We start from the raw sequence: 21984 nt of genomic DNA on the forward strand, positions 1-21984 counted from the left end.
CTGGGCTCTAAATACACCGGCATGCTCCGAGACGCAGAGCCGACAAGATATCTCAGGGTTTGATAATAACGCGACCACGCAGTAGGTCTAATAAATGGTCAGTCAAATGTGTTACCAATTGTTGACCGTCAAGATGGATTTCAGGCTGTTCCGGCGCCTCATAAACCGAGTCGATACCGGTGAAGTTCGGCAGCGTGCCGGCGCGGGCTTTTTTATATAAACCCTTTGGATCGCGGGCTTCGCACACCGCCAGCGGCGTATCCACGAACACTTCGATAAAACGCCCCGCGGGCAGCATATCGCGCACCATGCGGCGCTCGGCGCGATGGGGTGAAATAAAGGCCGTCAAGACCACCAGACCCGCATCCACCATCAACCGGGCAACCTCCCCTACCCGGCGGATATTCTCCCGCCGGTCGGTATCGTTAAAGCCCAAATCACGGCATAAACCATGACGGACATTATCGCCATCCAACAAATAAGTACTTACACCCGTCTGGTGCAATGCCTGCTCAAGGGCGCCGGCCAGGGTGGATTTTCCCGACCCGGACAGGCCGGTGAACCAGATTACCACCCCCTGGTGCCGGTGCAGTCTCTCGCGATCTTCCCGCGCCACCGGATGATCATGCCAGACTATATTGTCAACCGGCGAACTTTCTTTAGGTGAGTTCACTTCGGATGAACTCTCTTCGGTTGGACTCTGTTCCAGCGGGCTTTTTATTGGCGGCGAATGCGGGTCGGCCATGGTTATTTTCCCCCCAGCAAATCACGGGCGCCCCAATGGGGAAAATGACGACGGACCAGGGCGTTCAGTTCCAGTTCAAACTCGCCGTAGGGCGCGGGGTCCCGGAACACTTCCGCCAGCGGCTCGCGTACCATACCCGCGCCGACGGTGACATTGCTGAGCCTGTCGATAAAGATCATGCCGCCGGTCACGGCGTTATGGGGGTATTTATCCAACACCATCGGCTCATCGAAGGTCAGTTCCACCAAACCGATGCCGTTAAGGGGCAGGCTGTCCGTCACCCGCTGCGTCAGGCTGTTAATCTCCACCTGGTACTGGATGTTCTCCACCCTGGCCCGGGTCTTCTTGCCCGCGATTTTAATGTCGAAACTTTGCCCCGCCACCAGCGGCTGTTCGGTCATCCATACCACGTCCACGCTGGCGTTACGCACCGGCTGCAGAGTCTCTTTGGCATCCACCAGTATATCGCCGCGGCTGATATCCACTTCATCCGCCAGGACCAGAGTCACCGCCTCGCCCCACCAGGCCTCGGTTAACTCTCCGTCGAAGGTGACAATGCGGGAAATGGTGGAGGTGATGCCGGAGGGCAGCACTTTAATCTCCTGGCCGACCCGCAGCACGCCGGAGGCCACTGTGCCGGCATAACCGCGAAAATCCAGGTTGGGGCGGTTGACATACTGCACCGGAAAACGCATCGGCTGCTGCTCGTCCAGGTGGACCACTTCCACCGTTTCCAGGACATCCAGCAGGGTCGGGCCTTTATACCAGGGCATGGTGCGGCTCGGCTGCGCCACGTTATCGCCGTCCAGGGCTGAAATCGGCACAAAGGTAATGCTCAAATCCACCGGCAGCTCTTCGGCGAACACCAGGTAATCTTGTTTAAAGCGTTCAAAAACCGCCTGATCGTAGTTCACCAAATCCATCTTGTTCACCGCCACCACCAGATGACGTATCCCCAGCAAGGTGCTGATAAAGCTGTGCCGCCGGGTTTGATCCAGCACACCTTTGCGCGCGTCGATCAGCAAGACCGCCAGATCGCAGGTGGAGGCGCCGGTGGCCATGTTGCGGGTGTATTGTTCGTGTCCGGGGGTATCGGCAATGATGAATTTACGTTTTTCGGTGGAGAAATAGCGGTAAGCCACATCAATGGTGATGCCCTGTTCACGCTCGGCCTGCAGTCCGTCCACCAGCAAGGCCAGATCCAGTTTTTCCCCTTGGGTGCCCAGGCGTTTGCTGTCGGAATGCAGGGTGGTGAGCTGATCTTCGTAAATCTGCCGGGTGTCATGCAGCAAGCGGCCAATCAAGGTGCTTTTGCCGTCATCCACGCTGCCGCAGGTGAGAAAACGCAGCAGGGTCTTATGCTGTTGTGCGTGGAGATAAGCCTCCACGCCGCCCTGTTCGGCGATTTGTTTAGCGATGATAGTGTTCATGGCGATGGCTCCTTAAAAATAACCCTGACGCTTTTTCAGTTCCATCGATCCGGATTGATCGCGGTCGATAACCCGGCCCTGCCGTTCGCTGGTGGTGGCCACCAGCATCTCTTCAATGATTTCCGGCAGGGAACCGGCGTTGGATTCCACCGCGCCGGTGAGCGGCCAGCAGCCCAGAGTGCGAAAACGCACCATCCGCTGGGTTATCACTTCACCGGGCTGCAAATTGATGCGGTCGTCGTCCACCATCATCAGCATGCCGTCGCGCTCCAGGATGGGACGCGGCTTAGCCAGATAAAGCGGCACGATTTCAATATTTTCCAAAAAGATATATTGCCAGATATCCAGTTCGGTCCAGTTGGACAGCGGGAAAACCCGGATGCTTTCCCCTTTGTTGATTTGGCCGTTATAGTTGTGCCACAGCTCGGGGCGCTGGTTTTTCGGATCCCAGCGGTGCAAACGGTCGCGGAAGGAGTAAATGCGCTCCTTGGCGCGGGACTTCTCCTCGTCGCGCCGCGCGCCGCCAAAGGCGGCGTCAAAACCATATTTATTCAGCGCCTGTTTCAGCCCTTCGGTTTTCATGATATCGGTGTGTTTGGCGCTGCCGTGAATAAAGGGATTGATCCCCATCGCCACCCCGTCCGGATTGCGATGGACGATTAATTCAAGGCCATAGGCTTTAGCGGTATAGTCCCGGAACTCATACATTTCGCGAAATTTCCAGCCGGTATCCACATGCAGCAGCGGGAACGGCAACGTGCCGGGAAAGAACGCCTTGCGGGCCAGATGCAGCATGACCGACGAGTCTTTACCGATGGAGTACATCATCACGGGATTAGCGAATTCAGCGGCGACTTCACGGATGATATGGATACTTTCCGCCTCCAGTTGCCGCAAATGAGTGAGTCGTTGTTGATCCATATTTACGTCCTTAAGCCAGGTTGACCAGCGACGCGCGTTTTTGCGTCGCTAAAGCTGTTTGTCCGAACCAGGCGATTTCATCATGAAGGGAGACGACTTCGCCGATAATCAGCAAGGCCGGGGTCGGCGCCTGTTGCGCCAGGGTAGCCAGGTTTTCCAGCGTGCCGGTGAAGACCTGCTGATCCGGCCGGGTGCCGCGGCCGATCACCGCCACCGGCGTGAGGGGCGAGCGGCCGTGTTTAATGAGTTGCCGGCTGATTTCGGCCGCTTTCACCACGCCCATATAAATCGCCAGCGTTTGCCGGCCGCGGGCCAGGGCCTGCCAGTCAAGCTGTTCGCCATCGGGGCGCAGATGGCCGGTGATGAAGGTCACGCTCTGGGCATGATCCCGGTGGGTCAGCGGGATGCCGGCATAGGCGGCGGCACCGGCGGCGGCGGTCACGCCGGGCACCACCTGGAAGGGAATACCGGCGGCGGCCACCGCCTGCAGCTCTTCGCCGCCGCGGCCGAAGATAAAGGGGTCGCCGCCTTTCAGGCGTACCACCCGTTTGCCCTGCCGCGCATGGAGAATCAGCAGCCGATTGATCTCATCCTGCGCCATGGAGTGGGCGCCGCAGCGTTTGCCCACGGCGATCCGCTCGGCGTCGCGCCGCACCAGCTCCAGGATGTCTTCGCTCACCAGGTTGTCGAACAGCACCACGTCGGCCTGTTGAATCAACTGCAGGCCGCGCAGGGTCATCAGCCCGCTATCGCCCGGCCCGGCCCCCACCAGCGCCACTTCGCCCTTGGATTCGGCATCGGCGCCGGTCAATGTATCCCGCGGTGACTGTGAGGTATCGGTGTCTGACGTCTGTTGCCGCACCTGCTCAGAACCGGCGTCCAACGCTTGTTGCAGGGCATCTTCGGCGTTGGCGAGCTGTCCCTGCGCCACCAGGTTGGCGAAGCGGCCGTCAAGAGCCTTTTCCCAAAACCGGCGGCGTCCGGAAACCGAGGGGATATGCTGTTTGACCCGTTCACGCCAGGCACCGGCAATATCCGCCATCGGCCCGAGAAAGGCCGGCAACAGGGACTCCAGCTTTTCCCGCAGAATACGCGCCAGCACCGGCGCTTTTCCGCCTGAGGAGATGGCCACGGTAATCGGCGACCGATCGACAATGGAGGGGAAAATAAAGGAACATAAAGGTTGGCAGTCCACCACGTTCACCAATATCCGGCGCTTATCGGCCGCGGCAAAGACCCGGGCATTGAGATCCGCATCATCGGTGGCGGCAATCACCAGGAAGACGTCATCCAGCATATCGTCGGAAAACTCCTGGCCAAGCCAGCGGATAACCTTCAACTGTGCCTGTTGTTCCAGTTCGGGCAACAGCCGGCGCGTCACCACCCTGACCTGCGCACCGGCGCGCAGCAGCAAATGGATTTTACGCGCGGCGACGTCGCCTCCGCCGACAACCAGCACAGGACGTTGCCTGAGATCGGCAAACAGAGGTAAATAATCCACGGCAACCTTTAACGATGTGACTTAGCAATAAAATGACTATACGTCTTGCAGATAGGTTCTATTAAATTCTTAATTGGAATTACATTTGCTTTAATGGAATAACGCTGCAATTGACATATGGCCGATGAAGCGCAACCAATCGTGCGGTAAGCGCCATAAGCCGGAGGGTACAAATTGTGTTAGCCCCGCGAGCGTTCCATACTATACCCTGAGAACAGCGGCAAAGCAGATTGCCGCATCGATTAACAAGGAAAAGGTTTATGTTTCACCTCGGTCGCATTAAGCGAACCAGGCTGATGGGTCGCGGTAAGCGAGCCAGGTTTATGCGTCACATTAAGGGCGCCGGGCTAATCCTGGGCTTAAGCAGTTTGCTGGCGGTGTGTTTGCCGGCTGTCGCGGCTCCCGATCACTATGCTGAAGAACAGATGCGCTATATCGCGACCTATTTTCCCGGACGCATGGCGGGAAGCCCGGCCGAATTGATGGCTGCGGAATACCTGCAGCGGCACCTGGCGCACATGGGCTATCAAAGCAATCTGCGCACCTTTAACACTCGATATCAATTTCACGGCAGCGACGGCAAGGCCGACTGGCGTAAAATTTCCGCCACCTCGGTGATTGCCGCCAAATCCGGCGCCACCGGCGGCGAAATATTGGTCATTGCTCATTCGGATACATTTATGCCGCGCAGCGACAGCGATCTGAATAATAATCTCGGGGGATTGACATTGCAGGGGGTGGACGATAACGCCTCCGGCGTCGGTGTCATGCTCGATCTGGCCCGACGGCTCGGTCCGGTTCCCCTCGCGGTGGGGGTGCGTTTTGTCGCGCTCAGCGCCGGTGAACCCGAAACCCTGGGGGCCGAGGATTATTTGCAGCGGATGACGCCGCAGGAAAAGCGCAATACCCTTTTAGTCATTAATCTTGATAGCCTGCTCGGCGGCGAAAAGCTGCGGGTGGATTACAGCCCGGACAGCGGCGACAGCCGTCTGCAGGGCTTGGTAAAAACGCTGGGAACCCGTGCGCGACAATCCGGCATTCCGTTGATACTCAATGCCGGTCTTCGCACCTCCGCTGACTGTATGACCGACGCCTTGCCCTTCGCCAAAGCCGGCTTCGCCGTATTGGACGTCAGTTCAGGCATTGCCGAGAACAACTGCCGCGAACGCAAAACCAGCCGCAACTTCCCGCACGGCATGGTGCGTTATCAAAGTCCCCTCGATAACCTGACCTATCTGGATCATCATCTTACCGGCCAAATGGACAAGCGCGCCCGGGACAGCATGGCATTGCTAGGGCCGCTGCTGGAAGGTCTTACCCGCGCCGACAAACCGAAAGAATAACCGGCGGCGGCTCTTGTACGCCGACAGCCGTGAAATTCAAGCGGGTCAATAAGCCCCGCGGATAACCGGCGGCGGTTCGCGGGCACCTCAAGGCTGGCGGTGTTTGCGCTGCCGTCGGCCGAGCTCTCGCTTTCAAACCCTCCGGCGACTATTTGGTGCCAATGGCATTACCGGACCAGAAAGGCGCGCCCATGCCCGAGGTGACCTCGCCGCTCATTTTAGCGGGCTGAGATTGATTCACGCTGGTCTTTTGGCTCGCGTTGGTCAGTTTGGGAACCACAGGCGCGGGTTTGGGCCGTTTGAAATCATCCATCATGTTACCGGTCCAAAAAGGCGCCACGATATTTTCAGCGAAAACAGCGTCGGAAAAAAGTATAGGCATTGCGATGAAAACGCCGGCAATACAAAATTTTATGTTCATGATAGAACCTGTCTTATTTAATGAGTGTTAAACGTTAATGGCCATGGTATTGCGGCATATTGATATCAGGTCATTTATACTTGTCATACTTCACGTTGCAGATGCGTTGGCCTTCCTGCAACTCGAATCATTTGGAGTATATTTATCCGTCCGGCCGCTAGCGTTAAAAATGAAGGTAATCATGCGCTTTGAAAAGTTAATCAAGGTAACAATTTTATTTTTGTCTTATTGATATTTATTCTAAGAAAGACTCTTTGCGGGCGTTATTATGTCAATAGGGAAAGCTAATGCGATTTAACGTAAATTTCTCGTAAACATCATGAAGAAATTAAGGATTAAATATGTTTTGTGACAGCCATTGCAAGGTGGACAATCTCTTTTACGGCCGGATTCCCAGGCAAAATAGCCAAGAAAATCATGGCGTATTGACATGCAGCGTGTGGTCTCGGACAGCGGCGGGAAATAACCGGTAAATATCGGACCCAAAAAATTCATCTGACTGTCATAAATAATATCAACAAACCAAAAAATAAACAATGGCACTGTCATTCGCCGATTTTTCCAGCCGACAGGCGGATTCAGCCCGAGAAATAAAAGACAACCAGTCCTGTTTTTATGAAAGGGAGCGTTAAGGATGCAGCTGCCGGGCGACCGTCATAGTTATGAACGGCGACATACTCATTTACATCGATTGCCCGCAGAGGCCTGGTAAAATTAAGGTACACAAAGACATGTTTGCACTTAAATTTGTTTCAACCAGTTATATTCGTTCAAACATTTATAATATATAAAAATACCATGAGTATTGACCGCCATGAACCTGAACGAACATGTCCAAGGAATATACCCGTCATACTTCATGTTGCAGGTTCGTTGGCCTTCCTGCAACTCGGCCTATTTAGGATATAGTTTAGCGGGATTTATTGGTAAAAAGCAGGGTACCGGTTATGGCTAACTTGCGCAGGATAATATCATGCCGCCCGACTAAGGCGGCATGGCAGGCTGGCGGCAGCTTCAACCTTCGTGCAGGCCGCACTCCCGTTTCAGGCCGAAAAAGCGGGTTTCCTCTTCGCTCATACCCGGTTCCCATTTGCGCGTGGTGTGGGTATCCCCCACCGAGAGATAACCCTGCTCCCACAGCGGGTGATAATCCAGGCCATGTTGTTTCAGATACTGGTACACCTGGCGGTTATCCCAATCGATAATCGGCAGCAGCTTAAATACGCCGCGCTGAATTGCCAGCACCGGTAAATGTGCGCGGCTGTCGGATTGTTCCCGGCGCAGGCCAGCCAGCCAGCTTTGCGCCTGCAGCTGGCTTAACGCCCGGTTCATGGGCTCCACTTTATTGATCTGGTTGTACTGCTCAATGCCTTCCACCCCCTGTTCCCACAGTTTGCCGTAGCGGGCTTCCTGCCAGGCGGGAGACAGCTGTGCACGGAAAACCTGCAGGTTAAGCTGCAACTTATCGGTGAGGGCATCGATAAATTGATAGGTTTCCGGGAACAAATAGCCGGTATCGGTAAGGATCACCGGAATATCCGGCCGCTGGCGGGTGACCAGATGCAGACACACCGCCGCCTGGATGCCGAAACTGGACGACAGCACCACGTCTCCGGGTAGGTTTTCCAGGGCCCAGCCCACCCGCTGCTCGGCGGTGAAAGTTTCCAGCCGACCGTTGATATCGGCCAGAGCCTCCGTCTGTTGCGCCTTATCCAGCGCGTTGAGGCTGCTCAGATTCAGTTCGGTCATAAAGATCCCCGGGTTAATCGTAGAAGTCGCGGGCCGGATCGATAACCGGCTTGACAATACCGGCGCGCAGAACAAAATCGCCATAGGCTTCCTGCGGCTGACGCTCGGCGGCCCAACGGCCGGTGGTGTCATCGATAATCGAAAGAATCTCCTTATCGGTGATATTTTCCCGGTACATGCGCGGAATGCGCGTACCGCTGCGATCGCCGCCCAGATAGAGGTTATAGCGGCCAACGGCTTTGCCCACCAGGCCGATTTCCGCCAGCATCGAACGGCCGCAGCTGTTGGGGCAGCCGGTCACCCGCAAAATGATATCGTCTTTCGCCAGGCCGTGGGCCGACATAATCCCTTCCACCTGCGTAACGAACCCCGGCAGAAAACGCTCGGCTTCCGCCATGGCCAAGGGACAGGTGGGGAATGCCACACAGGCCATTGAGGCTTTGCGCTGCGGGGTGACTTCGTCGTTAATCAGGCCGTACTGCCGCGCCAGCGCTTCGATTTTGGCTTTATCCCGGGTAGCCACGCCGGCCACGATCAGGTTCTGGTTGGCGGTCAGCCGGAAATCACCTTTATGGATGCGGGCGATTTCCGCCATGCCGGTTTTAAGCAATCGGTCCGGATAATCCAGTATACGGCCGTTTTCGATAAACAGGGTCAAATGCCAGCGGTTTTCCACCCCTTTGACCCAGCCGAAACGATCGCCGCGTTCGGTAAAATGATAAGGACGGATAGGTTCGAATTTAATGCCGGTGCGCCTTTCCACTTCCGCTTTGTATGCGTCCACGCCTACCCGCTCCAGGGTATATTTGACCCGGGCGTTCTTGCGATTGGATCGGTTGCCCCAGTCGCGCTGGGTGCCCACCACCGCCTCGGCAAACGCGAGGGTATGCTCCGCCGGGATGTAGCCGAATTCGCTGGCGGCACGGGGATAGGTGGAGGTGTCGCCATGGGTCATGGCCAGGCCGCCGCCCACCAGGACATTAAAGCCCACCAATTGCCCCTGCTCGCTGATGGCCACGAAATTCAGGTCGTGGGCATAGGCATCCACATCATTAAGGGGCGGCACCACCACCGTGGTCTTGAACTTGCGCGGTAAATACGCCGGCCCGAGAATCGGCTCCTCATCGGTAGCCTCTCTTTTTTCCCCATCCAGCCAGACTTCGGCGTAAGCATGGGTTCTGGGCAGCAGATGTTCGGATATTTTTTTCGCCCATTCATAGGCCTGCTGGTGCAACACCGACTCCACCGGGTTGGCGCTGCACATCACGTTGCGGTTGACGTCGCCGGCGGTGGCGATGGAATCCAGCCCCAGCCGGTGCAACATCTGGTGCGCCTTCTTCAGATGGGGTTTGAGCACGCCGTGAAACTGAAAGGTCTGGCGGGTAGTGATGCGAATGCTGCCGTACAGGGTGTCCGAAGCGGCAAACTCATCGATGGCCAGCCATTGCTTAGGGGTAATAATGCCCCCCGGCAGACGGCAGCGCAACATCATGTTGATCAAGGGTTCCAGCTTCTGCTCGGCCCGTTCGGCGCGCAGATCGCGGTCATCCTGCTGGTACATGCCGTGGAAGCGGATCAGCTGGAAATTATCGCTGGTGAATCCGCCGGTTAAGGTGTCGTCAAGATCCTCGGCGATAGTCCCGCGCAGAAAATTGCTCTGCCCTTTTATCCGCTCATTATCGGACAGGGGCGGGGAAGGTTTTTTTTCACTCATTAATAGACGTCCCGCTGATAACGGCGCTCAACGCGCAGTTCGCTTAGAAATTCGTCGGCCTGTTCGATATTCATGCCGCCGTGCTCGGCCACCAGTTCCAGTAATGCCTGCTCCACATCCTTTGCCATATGATTGGCATCGCCGCAGACATAAATATGCGCGCCCTGCTGGAGCCAGCGCCAGACTTCCGCCCCTTGTTCACGCAACCGATCCTGGACATAAATTTTCTGTGCCTGATCCCGCGACCAGGCGAGATCTATCCGGGTGAGCAATCCCTCTTTTTTATAGCGCTGCCATTCCACCTGGTAAAGAAAATCGTCGGTAAAGTGCGGGTTACCGAAAAAAAGCCAGTTGCTGCCGGTGGCGCCGTCCGCTTCCCGCTGCTGCATAAATGCGCGAAACGGCGCGATGCCGGTGCCGGGGCCGATCATGATAAGCGGAATGTCGCCGCTTTCCGGCAGACGGAAATTATCGTTATGTTCTATAAATACCCGCACGTGATCATCTTCCGCCAACCGATCCGCCAGATAACCGGACGCGCCGCCGGTGCGCGGACGACCATCCACCTCATAACGCACGGCGGCGACGGTGATATGCACTTCGTCTTCCGTCTCGGCCTGTGACGACGCGATGGAATAGAGGCGTGGAGACAAGGGTCTTAACAAGCCCAGCAGCTGTTCCGGGGTCAGTTCCACCGGTGCCTGCCGAACCATATCCACAATGGGGGTGGTCTGGGCGTAATGCTGGAGCGCGGCTTTATCGGCCGTCAGGGTCAGCAGCCCCTCATCCCGGGCCAGGGCGGCATATTTTTCCACGATAACGGTGGTATTTTGCGTCAATTCCACATGACCGCGCAGGGCCTCGGCCAGGGGCATCAGCGTCCCTTCCACCGTGACGGGCTGTTCGCCCTTCAGCCACAGCAGTTCCAGCAGTTCATCCACCAGCGCCGGATCATTTTCAAACCAGATCCCCAGGGCATCCCCCGGCTGATAACGCAGTCCGGAATCCCCGAGGGAGATTTCCACATGCCGGATATCCTTTACCGACTGACGGCTGGTGATTTTTTGCTTCACCGACAGGGTTGCCGCCAGCGGCTGGTCTTTGCTATAGGGCGTCGCATCCACTTGATCCAGCGTGCCGCTCAGGGTCCGCTGCAGTTGCGCCGGGTTTTCCCGCGGGACCCGTTCTTTGAGCAACGCCACGATATCCCGGCGCCAGGATTCGGCCACCGCCTGGTATTCAACATCGGCATCAACCCGGTCATGCAGCCGCAGAGCGCCAAGCTCCGCCAGACGCTGGTCAAAATCTTTACCGATTTTGGCAAAATGTTCGTAGGATGTGTCGCCAAGGCCAAAGACCGCAAATTGCGTGTCTTCCAATCGCGGCGCCTTTTTCGAAAACAGGTATTTATACAGGGCTACCGCCTCTTCCGGCGGATCCCCCTCGCCCTGGGTGGAGGCGATAATCACCAGCAGCTTTTCCTGGGCGATATTTTTAAATCGATAGTCGCCGGCATTCACCAGTTTAACATCCAGCTGCGCGGCGATCAGCGCGTCCCGCAGCTGTTCAGCCAAGCGCCGCGCATTACCGGTTTGGGAGGCGGATAGCAGAGTGATGGAAGGTGCATCGGGCTGCGCCGGCGTTGCGGCGGCGACCGCCGTGACCGGTTGCTGGACCTGTCCCCAAAAGTAACCGGAGAGCCAGGCCATTTGCAGGGGAGAGAGGTCGCCGGTGGCGGCTTGCAAACGGGCCAATTGTTCCGGATCCAACGGGAGCAAAGAAGTGGGTGGAGCCTGAGTCGTCATTGCTGCTGAATTTCCTTATGCTTACCGGGATAGCCGGGCATTTATTATGGGATCATTAGAGTTTGTAAGGTTACCGAGTGTGATGCAATCTATAAAAGATGCGATGGCAATAATAAATAACCAAATGGCCTAAAGAGTAATTTCGGTTAAACTTATCGATTAAAGTAATAAGAGCCGTACCGCCCGGATAAAGAGGGACGGCAACGGTGACCGTTGGCGTCAGAGAGCCGTGGCATAGGCGCCGGGCAGTGCGTTAGAATTGCGGCTAATTATTGCATGGCATCGGTTGCGGTATTTCTGTACCATGCAACGTTCGTTTTTTGAAGAGGCCCCATCGTGGTAACCACGTTATTTAAAGATTTTACCTTTGAGGCGGCGCACCGTTTGCCGCATGTTCCCGACGGCCATAAGTGCGGGCGCCTGCACGGGCATTCGTTTATGGTGCGAGTGGAGATTACCGGCCCGGTGGACCCCCATTCCGGCTGGGTGATGGATTTCGGCGAATTAAAAACCCTGTTCAGCCCGGTGCTGCAACAGCTGGATCACTATTATCTGAACGACATTCCGGGACTTGAGAATCCCACCAGCGAAATCCTCGCCCGCTGGATTTGGCGCCAGTTAAAACCGCGCTTGCCGTTGCTCAGCGCCATCATGGTGAAGGAGACCTGTACCGCCGGCTGTCTCTATCGTGGTGAGGAGTAGCCCCTTTATCTCGCTATTTTTTATGTCCTTACTCTTATCACAATACTTTTTATCACATTACTTTTTAAAACAGGGATAGCGCCCGTGCCGGCACGGAACGCGCCATGTGTCATGGCCTCTACGTCTGCGCCGATGCAGCCGCATTTCCCTGTACAAGCGGCGAAACCGGCAGCTTGATAAAGTCGATGAAAACTCTTAAGGCCGCGGGCATATGAGGCTTGCTGGGATAATAGAGATAAAATCCCGCAAAGGGCTTGCACCAGGTCTCCAGCACCTGGATGAGCTCCCCGCTCTTTATGCGGGCCGCAACAAAGCTTTCCGGAAGGAAAGCCAGACCCGTGCCTTGCAGCGCCGCCGCAAGCAGCAGGTCGGTATCGTTGGCGGTCACCAGACTTTCAACCTCGACGTCCATTGACTCTCCCGCACCGTCAAAGTGCCAGCGGAATAAAGCGCCCGTTTCACTCCACCGATAGGTAATGCACCTATGATAGCGGATATCCCGAGGGGTTTGGGGCAAGGGAAGACGCGCGAAGTAGGCCGGTGATCCGACGACGGCCATCCGCAGATCATGCGTCAGCCTGACCGCAACCATGTCCTGTTGCACCAGATCACCCGAACGAATCCCGGCATCAAAACCCTCGGCCACAACGTCGGTGAGATTGTCATCAATCACCAAATCGAGCCGAACCTCGGGATATAACGTCAGGAAGTCCGAGAGGATCGGCGTCACCACAAGACGGGCGGCAATGCGCGGCAGGTTCACGCGCACAACGCCCCTCGGCCGCAGTTGATAGGCGCCCACGTCCCGCACGGCGCCTTCCATATCGGCGATGGCGGGACGCAAGCGATCGGATAACGCTTGGCCGGCGTGAGTCGGCGCGACGCTCCGGGTTGTCCGGTTGAGCAACCTTGCCCCCAGCCGCTCCTCCAGGGACCGGATGGTATGGCTAAGGGCGGAAGGTGACAAGCCCAGCCGCTTCGCGGCTCGCCGAAAACTCCTTTCCTCCGAAACGGCCAAAAAAGCCATCAGCTCGGCGTATTCCGCGCCCTTCATATAGTTGTTCCTTATTCATCAGTCTGTGCCAATTATACGGCATTATCATGCACAATCCAGCGTGCTAAATTATGGTTCATTAATCCGGGGGCCTCTAAGGCGGATGACCGCGAGGAAGGCCCTTTCCCCACAAACCGCAACGAGAGTGAGAAATGACTGAGACCATGAGACGCTGGGAGATGGACGCAATCGGTGTAAACCGACTGGAACTGAGGGACGTTCCGCTGCCGAAGCCGGGACCGGGCGAAGTGCTGGTGAAGGTGGCGGCCGTCTCTCTCAATTATCGCGATAAGATGGTGATGGAGAGCGGTCGCGGCCTGCCCATTGCTTTTCCCTTCACTCCCGGTTCGGACCTGGCGGGAACGGTGGTCACCCTGGGCGGAAACACTACCCGTTTCAGCATCGGCGACCGCGTGATCTCCACCATTACGCCCGACTGGATCGACGGTGTCCGTGAAGGCGACGCCCGTACGCCATCCTACCGAACCCTTGGGGGCTATTACCCCGGCGTATTGGCCGAGTATGTGGCGTTTCCGGAAGAGTGGTTCGTGCGGGCGCCGGTTACGCTGGATGACGCCCTGGCCAGCACGTTGCCCTGTGCCGGCCTTACCGCCTGGTTCGCCCTGGTGGAGCGCGGTCGCCTGCGGGCCGGTGATACGGTGCTGGTGGAGGGTACCGGGGGTGTCGCGCTGTTCGGCCTGCAAATCGCCAAGGCGCATGGGGCCGAGGTGATCGTCTCCGGCAGTGCCGGCAAGCTCGTCCGCGCCAAAGCGCTGGGAGCGGACCATGGTATCGATCGCAGGCAGGATGATTGGGTGGAGGCGGTGCTCAAGGCAACCGGCGATCGCGGCGCCGATCACATTCTGGAACTGGTGGGCGGTGCGCATCTCGGCAAGGCGGTGCAGGCGGCGGCGGTGGGCGGGCGCATCTCTATGATCGGCGCGCTGGAGGGATTCGAGGTGACGGCTCCATCCGCGCCATTGATGTTCAAGGACGTGACCATCCAGGGTATCGGCACCGGCCATCGCCGCGCGCTTGAGGACCTGGTCAGAGCCGTAGATCGGACAGGTCTGAAGCCGGTAATCGATACGCGCTATTCCATGGCGGATTTGTCCGCGGCCCTTGACCATCTCGGCCGGGGCGCTTTCGGCAAAGTCGTGATTGAGATGCCGTGATAATGCATATCTTGACGCTGGTTATAACGTTGTGCATGTCCTGAATCAGGCAATATTCAGATATTTATGGGTTTGCATGGATAAGCGCCAGTTGCGGGCGATGCAGGTGTCGATGCACAGCCGGGTGGCGGACTCTTTCTGACTGACCGGTTGCAGGGCGATGATGCGCGGCTTGTCATCATCCAGCGTGGCCAATAATGCGTCCAACTGTTCAATATCCCGCTGACGCGCCACAGGATGCTTGATTTCATCGGCGCGCTGTAGTGCCTGTGGCAGAATCTCCAATCCGCCGCGCATCTCCACTTTCGGCGATACCGTCACCCAGGTCTGGCTGGTGCAGCGCACTTCATGGGTGCCGCTGGTTTCAATCTGGCAGCTGAACCCCTGCTGCTCCAGCATCTGGGTCAGCGGAAAGAGATCGTGCAGGCAGGGTTCACCCCCGGTAATCACCACATGGCGGGCGGTATATCCCTGTTGATTGATAATCTCCAGCATCTCCTCCGTTGACACGAGGGCCCATTTCGCGCTGTCCGCGGTTTTCAGCGGGATATCCCCCACCGGCACTTCCTCGAGCGGATCCTGTTGCCAGGTGTGTTTGGTATCGCACCAGCTACAGCCCACCGGGCAACCTTGCAGGCGGATAAAAATCGCGGGCACGCCGGTGAAGTAGCCTTCACCCTGGAGGGTCTGAAACAGTTCGTTGAGCGGGTACTGCATGTTTATCTCGATTGATGTCACATCAAATAGGGCGCTGATTATTACAGATTAGGCGACATACGCCAAACCCGCGATGGTTTCCGGCATAAAGCGCGACATCCGGCGGAAGTGATCTTTACGCGCCTGACCGGCGGGACCAAGAGTGGCGGGCAGAGTAACATTAATCGATAACGGAGAGTACCGCGTAAGTTGCACAAGGCGGTGGTTAAGCGATGTATAGCGTTGGTGCGGGGGATTGTTAAAAGTCTAAAAGAATGTGGCGCAGAGACGGCTAACAAATATGTTCGGAGTCAACAAGGCGGGACAGGATGCTGGAAGAGTAAACCGTCCACGCCATGGATGGCGTGGATCGAGCCTCCAGGGATGGATTCACGGCGTGTTTACGATCTAGCATCCTGTCCCGGCCGGGCACGTTGCCAGTAAGCTCAAAAGCCCCACCACACTGGGACTTTGATTACCGGCACCGGGCTATTACGCCTGGCCTTTCACTTCTTTCAGACCGTTGAAGGGAGCGCGTGAACCCAGGGCTTCTTCGATACGGATCAACTGGTTGTATTTGGCAACGCGATCGGAACGGCTCATGGAACCGGTCTTGATCTGGCCGGCCGCGGTACCTACTGCCAGGTCGGCAATGGTGGCATCTTCGGTTTCGCCGGAACGGTGAGAGATGATGGTGGTATAACCGGCATCTTTCGCCATTTTAATGGCGGCCAGGGTTTCGGTCAGGGAACCGATCTGGTTGAATTTGATCAGGATGGAGTTGGCAATGCCTTTTTCAATACCTTCTTTCAGGATCTTGGTATTGGTGACAAACAGGTCGTCGCCCACCAACTGAATTTTGTCGCCCAATACTTTGGTCTGGTAAGCAAAACCGTCCCAATCGGATTCATCCAGGCCGTCTTCGATGGACTTGATGGGATAGGTGTGGGTCAGGCCTTCCAGATAGTGGGTAAATTCTTCGGAGGTGAAGGTTTTGCCTTCGCCCTTCAGTTCATATTTACCGGTTTCTTTGTTGTAGAATTCGGAGGCGGCGCAGTCCATAGCCAGGGTGATATCTTTACCCAGCACATAACCGGCTTTTTCCACCGCTTCTTTAATGGCGGCCAGAGCGGCGGAGTTGGATTCCAGGTTCGGCGCATAGCCGCCTTCATCACCCACCGCGGTGTTCAGACCTTTGGATTTCAGGACTTTAGCCAGGTTGTGGAACACTTCAGAACCCATACGAATGGCTTCTTTAATGGTCTTCGCGCCCACCGGCTGAATCATGAATTCCTGGATATCGACGTTGTTATCAGCATGTTCGCCGCCGTTGATGATGTTCATCATCGGCAACGGCATGGAGAATTTACCCGGGGTGCCGTTCAATTCGGCGATATGTTCGTACAGCGGAATGCCCTTGGAGGCGGCTGCGGCTTTCGCGGCGGCCAGGGACACGGCCAGAATGGCGTTGGCGCCGAATTTGGATTTGTTTTCGGTTCCGTCAAGATCGATCATGATCTTGTCAAGAGCGGCCTGGTCTTTAGCGTCTTTACCCAATAAGGCTTCGGCAATCGGGCCGTTGACAGCGCCAACCGCTTTGGTCACGCCTTTACCCATAAAACGGGACTTGTCGCCGTCACGCAGTTCCAGCGCTTCGCGGGAACCGGTGGAAGCGCCTGACGGCGCAGCGGCCAAACCCACAAAACCACCTTCCAGATGCACTTCTGCTTCAACAGTCGGATTTCCGCGTGAATCGATGATTTCACGGCCGATGATTTTTACAATTTTGGACATTAGTATTTCCTCAGGACAAGTTAAAACAAAATTCTGGACGCACCCCGCGCGCCGTCATACGGCACGCCGATCTTTGCGTCGTTTTTATTTCATCTGACGCTTTTGAAACTCGCCGGCAGCCTTCACAAAGCCCGTAAACAAAGGATGACCGTCACGCGGCGTCGAGGTGAATTCAGGATGGAACTGGCAGGCCACGAACCACGGATGATCCGGGTATTCGATCATTTCCACCAGTTGGTTATCCCCCGACAGCCCGGCGACGCGCATCCCGGCGGCGACAATCGGTTTCAGCAACATATTATTGACTTCATAACGATGACGGTGGCGTTCGACAATGGTCGGCTGGCCGTACATACTGCGCACCAGGCTGCCCTCGGTAAGCTGGCAGGCCTGGCTGCCCAAACGCATGGTGCCGCCTAAATCGCTTTGTTCGCTGCGGACTTCAACGTTGCCGTTTTCATCACGCCATTCGGTGATCAAGGCCACCACCGGGTACTTACAGTCTGGCACAAATTCGGTTGAGTTCGCGTTTTCCATGCCCGCCATATGTCGGGCGAATTCGATTAGCGCCACCTGCAACCCTAAACAAATACCGAGATAAGGAATCTTTTTTTCACGGGCATATTGCGCGGTGAGGATCTTGCCTTCCACTCCGCGATAGCCGAACCCACCCGGGATCAGGATGGCATCGAGATTTTTCAGAATCTCCACACCACGGGTTTCAACATCCTGCGAATCGATAAGCTTGATATTGACCGTCAGGCGGTTTTTCAGGCCGGCATGTTTCAACGCTTCAATAACCGATTTGTAGGCATCCGGCAGTTCCACATACTTGCCCACCATACCGATGGTGACTTCGCCGCCCGGATTGGCTTCCTGATAAACCACCTGCTCCCATTCAGACAGGTCCGCTTCCGGACAGTTCAAGCTGAATCGTTTACAAATATAATCGTCCAGACCCTGCGATTTCAAGAGGGCCGGGATTTTATAAATGGAATCAACGTCTTTAAGGGATATAACTGCTTTTTCCGGCACATTGCAGAATAAAGCAATTTTTGCCCGCTCATTGTTGGGCACCGAGCGGTCGGAACGGCAAATCAGCACATCCGGCTGAATACCGATGGACAGGAGCTCTTTCACCGAATGCTGGGTCGGTTTGGTTTTCACCTCGCCGGAGGCCGCCATATAAGGCACCAGGGTCAGGTGCATGTAGATGGTGTGTTCGCGCCCGACATCCACCGCCATCTGGCGTATGGCTTCCAGGAACGGCAGAGACTCGATATCCCCCACCGTGCCGCCGATTTCCACCAGCACCACGTCGTGGCCTTCGCCGCCTTCGATGATGCGTTCCTTGATGGCATTGGTGATATGGGGGATAACCTGGATGGTGGCGCCGAGGTAGTCGCCGCGACGCTCTTTACGCAGTACGTCTGAGTATATGCGGCCAGTGGTGAAATTGTTGCGTCGCGACATTTTGGTGCGGATGTAGCGCTCATAATGTCCCAGGTCCAGATCGGTTTCCGCCCCGTCTTCGGTGACAAAAACTTCGCCATGCTGGATAGGACTCATGGTGCCGGGATCCACATTGATATAAGGGTCCAGCTTCATGATGGTAACATTGAGTCCCCGGGCTTCGAGAATGGCCGCCAGGGAGGCTGCGGCAATACCTTTACCCAATGAGGAAACAACCCCGCCGGTTACAAAAATATAATTAGTTGTCATGCTGAACCTGAGAATTAGGGTGTAAAGACGGAATAACCAAGACGGGAAAACAGTATACCTGAAGCGCTATTGGGCCACAAACGTTCGTTTTGCTAAATGCGGCAGCGGCGCGGACGGTTTACACTTCCAGCACCCTCTCCTTCTTCCTTAACTCCGCGTTTTAGCCGGCGCTTTCCTGCGCTTTCACCTGCTGCCAGGCGGCTTCCATTTGTGTAAGAGAAGCTTGTTGCAGCGTCAGTCCCTGGGCGAGGATAATCGCTTCCACCTGGCGGAAGCGCCGTTCGAACTTGCGGTTGGCCTTTTGCAGGGCGGTCTCGGCTTTTTTCCCCAGATGGCGGGCAAGATTCACCGTGGCGAAAAGCAGGTCGCCGAGTTCTTCCTCGAGCTTGTCCTCATCCACCACCGCCTGGCGGGCCTCCTGCATCACTTCCTCGATCTCTTCATGGACTTTGTCCACCACCGGGCCGAGGGAGGTCCAGTCAAATCCCACCGTGGCGCAGCGCTGCTGGATTTTTTGCGCTTTCATCAGCGCCGGCAGATTGTCGGGAATATCGTCCATAGGCGAGGTCCGGGCCTTTTCCTCCCGTTCCCGCGCCTTCAGGCTTTCCCACTGCCCCGGCCGGGCCGCCGTAATATTGCCGTCGGCGTCGGGGAAAACGTGGGGGTGGCGGCGCTCCAGCTTATCGCTGATGGCATCGCAGATATCGTCGAAATCAAACAGTCCCCGTTCCCGCGCCAGTTCGGCGTAAAACACCACCTGGAACAGCAAATCGCCCAGTTCGCCGCGCAGATCGTCATAATCGCGCCGGGCGATGGCATCCAGCACTTCATAGGTTTCTTCCAGGGTGTAGGGGGCGAGAGTATCGAAGGTTTGCCGCCGATCCCAGGGACAGCCGCCGCTGGGGTCGCGCAGGCGGGTCATGATGCCCAGCAGCCGCTGCCGGGAAGAAGGGGCGTTGACCCGATCGGACATGTTATTCACCATGCAGTCTGCGGGCGTCGATCACGTCCGGCAATTGATTCAGCTTGGACAATACACGCCCCAGCACCTGTAAGTTATAAATTTCGATGTCCATATCGATGGTGGCCAGCTGCTGTTTGACGTCGCTGCGGCTGGCGACGCCGAGCACATTGACCTTTTCATTGGCCAGGATGGTGGTGATATCCCGCAGCAGGCCGCTGCGATCGTTGGCCACCACCCGCACCACCAGCGAGTAGCCGCTGGAGTAGCTTTCACCCCAGACAGCGTCGACAATGCGCTCCGGCGCGTTGGCCTGCAGGTCCGCCAGCTGCTCGCAGTCGGCGCGGTGAATGGAGATGCCGCGGCCTCGGGTGATAAAACCGGTAATGTCGTCGCCGGGAATCGGCTGGCAGCAGCGGGCGATATGGTGCAGCAAATTGCCGACCCCCTCCACCACCACACGGCCATTATCCTTGGAACGGGGCACCGCCGTGGTCTTGGGCGTCGTCAGCTGTTTGAGGGCTTCGCGATCCTGCTCTTCCGCGCTGGGCTGGTTGAGCTTGTTCTGCAGATAGTTCACCATCTGGTTGATGCGCACGTCCCCGCCGCCGATGGATGCCAGCAGTTCATCCAGCGAGTTGACGTTATAGCGCGGCAACAGCAGCTTTTCCGCTTCCTTGATGCTGATGCCCAAATGTTCCAGCTCGTCGTCCAGCAACTGGCGGCCGGCCAGGATATTTTTATCTCGATCCTGCTTGCGGAACCAGTTGTGGATCTTAGAACGTCCGCGGCTGGTGGTGACATAACCCAGGTTCGGATTCAGCCAGTCGCGGCTGGGATTGGGATGCTTCTGGGTGATGATTTCCACCTGATCGCCCATATGGAGCTGATAGGTGAACGGCACGATACGCCCGCTGATTTTGGCGCCGATGCAGCGGTGTCCCACATCGCTGTGGATATGGTAGGCGAAATCCAGCGGCGTGGAGCCGGCGGGCAGGTCCACCACATCCCCTTTGGGGGTGAAGACATAGACCCGGTCGTCAAACACCTGGCTGCGCACTTCATCCAGGATCTCGCCGGAATCCGCCATCTCTTCCTGCCAGGCCAACAGTTTCCGGAGCCAGGCAATCCGCTCTTCATAACCGGAGCGCACGCCGGTGGTGACGGTGCCCTCTTTGTATTTCCAGTGCGCCGCCACGCCCAGTTCGGCATCTTCATGCATCTGCCGGGTACGGATCTGAATTTCCAGCGTTTTGCCGCGCGGCCCCAGCACCACGGTATGAATGGATTGATAGCCGTTGGGTTTGGGGTTGGCCACGTAGTCGTCAAATTCGTCGGGGAGGTGGCGAAAATGGGTGTGCACGATCCCGAGGGCGGCATAACAATCCTGCAAGCGCTCCACCACCACCCGCACCGCGCGCACATCGAACAATTCGTCGAACTCCAGCGACTTTTTCTGCATTTTCCGCCAGATGCTGTAGATGTGTTTCGGCCGGCCGTAGATATCGGCTTTGATGCCCTCTTCCTTCATGGCGCCGCGCAGCGAGCCGACAAAATCCTCGATGTACTGTTCCCGGTCGATACGCCGCTCATGCAGCAGCTTGGCGATGCGTTTGTATTCGTCGGGATGCAAATAACGGAAGCAAAAGTCTTCCAGCTCCCATTTCAACTGGCCGATGCCCAGGCGGTTGGCCAGGGGGGCGTAGATGTTGGAGCTCTCTTTGGCCGCCAGCACCCGCTCGTCTTCCGGCGCGTCCTTCAATTCCCGCAGATGGGCGATACGTTCCGCCAGCTTGATGACCACGCAGCGGAAATCCTCGACGATGGCCAGCAGCATGCGCCGAACGTTATCCACCTGCTCCGGCGCCATGGAGTCGTTATGGGTGGCTTTAAGCTGGCGGATGGCGTCCATATCCCGCACGCCGTGCACCAGGTCGACGATTTTTTTGCCGAAGTGCTCTTGGAGTACCGACTCCGCCACCACGTTGCCGTCCGCCAGCGGGAACAGCAGGGCCGCGCACAGGCTGTCGCTGTCCATGCTGAGCATGGAGAGGATTTCCACCATTTCGATACCGCGCCATAACAACAGCGGGGCATCGGCGTGATCTTTACACTGCTGCTCGCAATAACGCCAGGTTTCGGCCAGCCGCTCACTTGATTGCGGGTTGGAAAGACCCAGACTGGCTACCCAGTCTTCCGGGACAAACTCGCCCGCCGTATTCAAATGTGCACTTCTTACCGCAACCATATC

Annotated in this window: 17 protein-coding genes; 3 read left to right on the top strand and 14 right to left on the bottom strand. The window is 56.8% G+C overall.

Annotated features, from left to right (window positions below; translation table 11 throughout):
- Positions 1–52: 52 nt before the first annotated feature.
- From cysC to cysG, 4 genes are read right to left on the bottom strand one after another with little or no spacing between them, the layout of a single operon-like run.
- Positions 53–745 (bottom strand): adenylyl-sulfate kinase, encoded by a 693-nt coding sequence (gene cysC, locus HB631_RS12790; protein ID WP_213991545.1) that lies wholly within the window; start codon positions 743–745, stop codon positions 53–55.
- Between the two features lie 2 nt (positions 746–747).
- Positions 748–2175, bottom strand: coding sequence for a sulfate adenylyltransferase subunit CysN (gene cysN / locus HB631_RS12795; protein WP_213991546.1), 1428 nt, complete (start codon positions 2173–2175; stop codon positions 748–750).
- A gap of 12 nt (positions 2176–2187) precedes the next feature.
- Positions 2188–3096: a sulfate adenylyltransferase subunit CysD gene (cysD, locus tag HB631_RS12800; protein ID WP_213991547.1), complete on the bottom strand. Its 909-nt coding sequence runs from the start codon at positions 3094–3096 to the stop codon at positions 2188–2190.
- 10 nt (positions 3097–3106) lie between these two features.
- Entirely contained in the window at positions 3107–4597 is a 1491-nt protein-coding gene (gene cysG, locus HB631_RS12805) for a siroheme synthase CysG (RefSeq protein WP_213991548.1), read from the bottom strand.
- Positions 4598–4920: 323 nt separating this feature from the next.
- On the opposite strand from cysG, the gene HB631_RS12810 reads away from it, so the two are divergent.
- Positions 4921–5940, top strand: coding sequence for an aminopeptidase (locus HB631_RS12810; protein ID WP_213991549.1), 1020 nt, complete (start codon positions 4921–4923; stop codon positions 5938–5940).
- Between the two features lie 148 nt (positions 5941–6088).
- Here HB631_RS12810 and HB631_RS12815 read toward each other — a convergent pair whose 3' ends face one another.
- From HB631_RS12815 to cysJ, 4 genes are all read right to left on the bottom strand, one after another.
- Entirely contained in the window at positions 6089–6361 is a 273-nt protein-coding gene (locus HB631_RS12815) for a hypothetical protein (protein WP_213991550.1), read from the bottom strand.
- Between the two features lie 1014 nt (positions 6362–7375).
- Complete coding sequence (locus HB631_RS12820) at positions 7376–8110, bottom strand: phosphoadenylyl-sulfate reductase (protein ID WP_213991551.1); 735 nt, start codon at positions 8108–8110, stop codon at positions 7376–7378.
- 13 nt (positions 8111–8123) lie between these two features.
- Complete coding sequence (gene cysI / locus HB631_RS12825; RefSeq protein ID WP_213991552.1) at positions 8124–9824, bottom strand: assimilatory sulfite reductase (NADPH) hemoprotein subunit; 1701 nt, start codon at positions 9822–9824, stop codon at positions 8124–8126.
- A complete protein-coding gene (gene cysJ, locus HB631_RS12830; RefSeq protein WP_213991553.1) occupies positions 9824–11629 on the bottom strand; it encodes an NADPH-dependent assimilatory sulfite reductase flavoprotein subunit in 1806 nt (601 codons plus the stop codon). Before cysJ ends, cysI begins: the two co-directional genes overlap by 1 nt.
- 333 nt (positions 11630–11962) lie before the next feature.
- Here cysJ and queD point away from each other — a divergent pair, with 333 nt between their 5' ends.
- Positions 11963–12331, top strand: coding sequence for a 6-carboxytetrahydropterin synthase QueD (gene queD, locus HB631_RS12835; protein WP_213991663.1), 369 nt, complete (start codon positions 11963–11965; stop codon positions 12329–12331).
- Between the two features lie 118 nt (positions 12332–12449).
- Here queD and HB631_RS12840 read toward each other — a convergent pair whose 3' ends face one another.
- Positions 12450–13385, bottom strand: coding sequence for a LysR family transcriptional regulator (locus HB631_RS12840; RefSeq protein ID WP_213991554.1), 936 nt, complete (start codon positions 13383–13385; stop codon positions 12450–12452).
- A gap of 152 nt (positions 13386–13537) precedes the next feature.
- Here HB631_RS12840 and HB631_RS12845 point away from each other — a divergent pair, with 152 nt between their 5' ends.
- On the top strand, positions 13538–14560 hold the full coding sequence (locus tag HB631_RS12845) for an NAD(P)-dependent alcohol dehydrogenase (RefSeq protein ID WP_213991555.1): 1023 nt from the start codon (positions 13538–13540) through the stop codon (positions 14558–14560).
- Positions 14561–14605: 45 nt separating this feature from the next.
- On the opposite strand, the gene queE is transcribed toward HB631_RS12845, so the two are convergent.
- The 5 genes from queE to relA all read right to left on the bottom strand — a co-directional run bounded on the left by queE (position 14606) and on the right by relA (position 21981).
- Positions 14606–15277, bottom strand: coding sequence for a 7-carboxy-7-deazaguanine synthase QueE (gene queE, locus HB631_RS12850; protein WP_213991556.1), 672 nt, complete (start codon positions 15275–15277; stop codon positions 14606–14608).
- Positions 15278–15748: 471 nt separating this feature from the next.
- Positions 15749–17050, bottom strand: a complete 1302-nt coding sequence (eno, locus tag HB631_RS12855) for a phosphopyruvate hydratase (RefSeq protein WP_213991557.1) — start codon at positions 17048–17050, stop codon at positions 15749–15751.
- An 84-nt stretch (positions 17051–17134) separates the two neighbouring features.
- Positions 17135–18772 carry a CTP synthase (glutamine hydrolyzing) gene (gene pyrG, locus HB631_RS12860; RefSeq protein ID WP_213991558.1) on the bottom strand — a complete coding sequence of 546 codons (1638 nt, stop codon included), beginning with the start codon at positions 18770–18772 and terminating at the stop codon, positions 17135–17137.
- 160 nt (positions 18773–18932) lie between these two features.
- Positions 18933–19745 (bottom strand): nucleoside triphosphate pyrophosphohydrolase, encoded by an 813-nt coding sequence (gene mazG, locus HB631_RS12865; protein WP_213991559.1) that lies wholly within the window; start codon positions 19743–19745, stop codon positions 18933–18935.
- Position 19746: 1 nt separating this feature from the next.
- Positions 19747–21981 carry a GTP diphosphokinase gene (relA, locus tag HB631_RS12870; protein WP_213991560.1) on the bottom strand — a complete coding sequence of 745 codons (2235 nt, stop codon included), beginning with the start codon at positions 21979–21981 and terminating at the stop codon, positions 19747–19749.
- Positions 21982–21984 lie beyond the last annotated feature (3 nt).

Source organism: Sodalis sp. dw_96 (assembly GCF_018449575.1).
Lineage (GTDB): Bacteria > Pseudomonadota > Gammaproteobacteria > Enterobacterales > Enterobacteriaceae > Acerihabitans.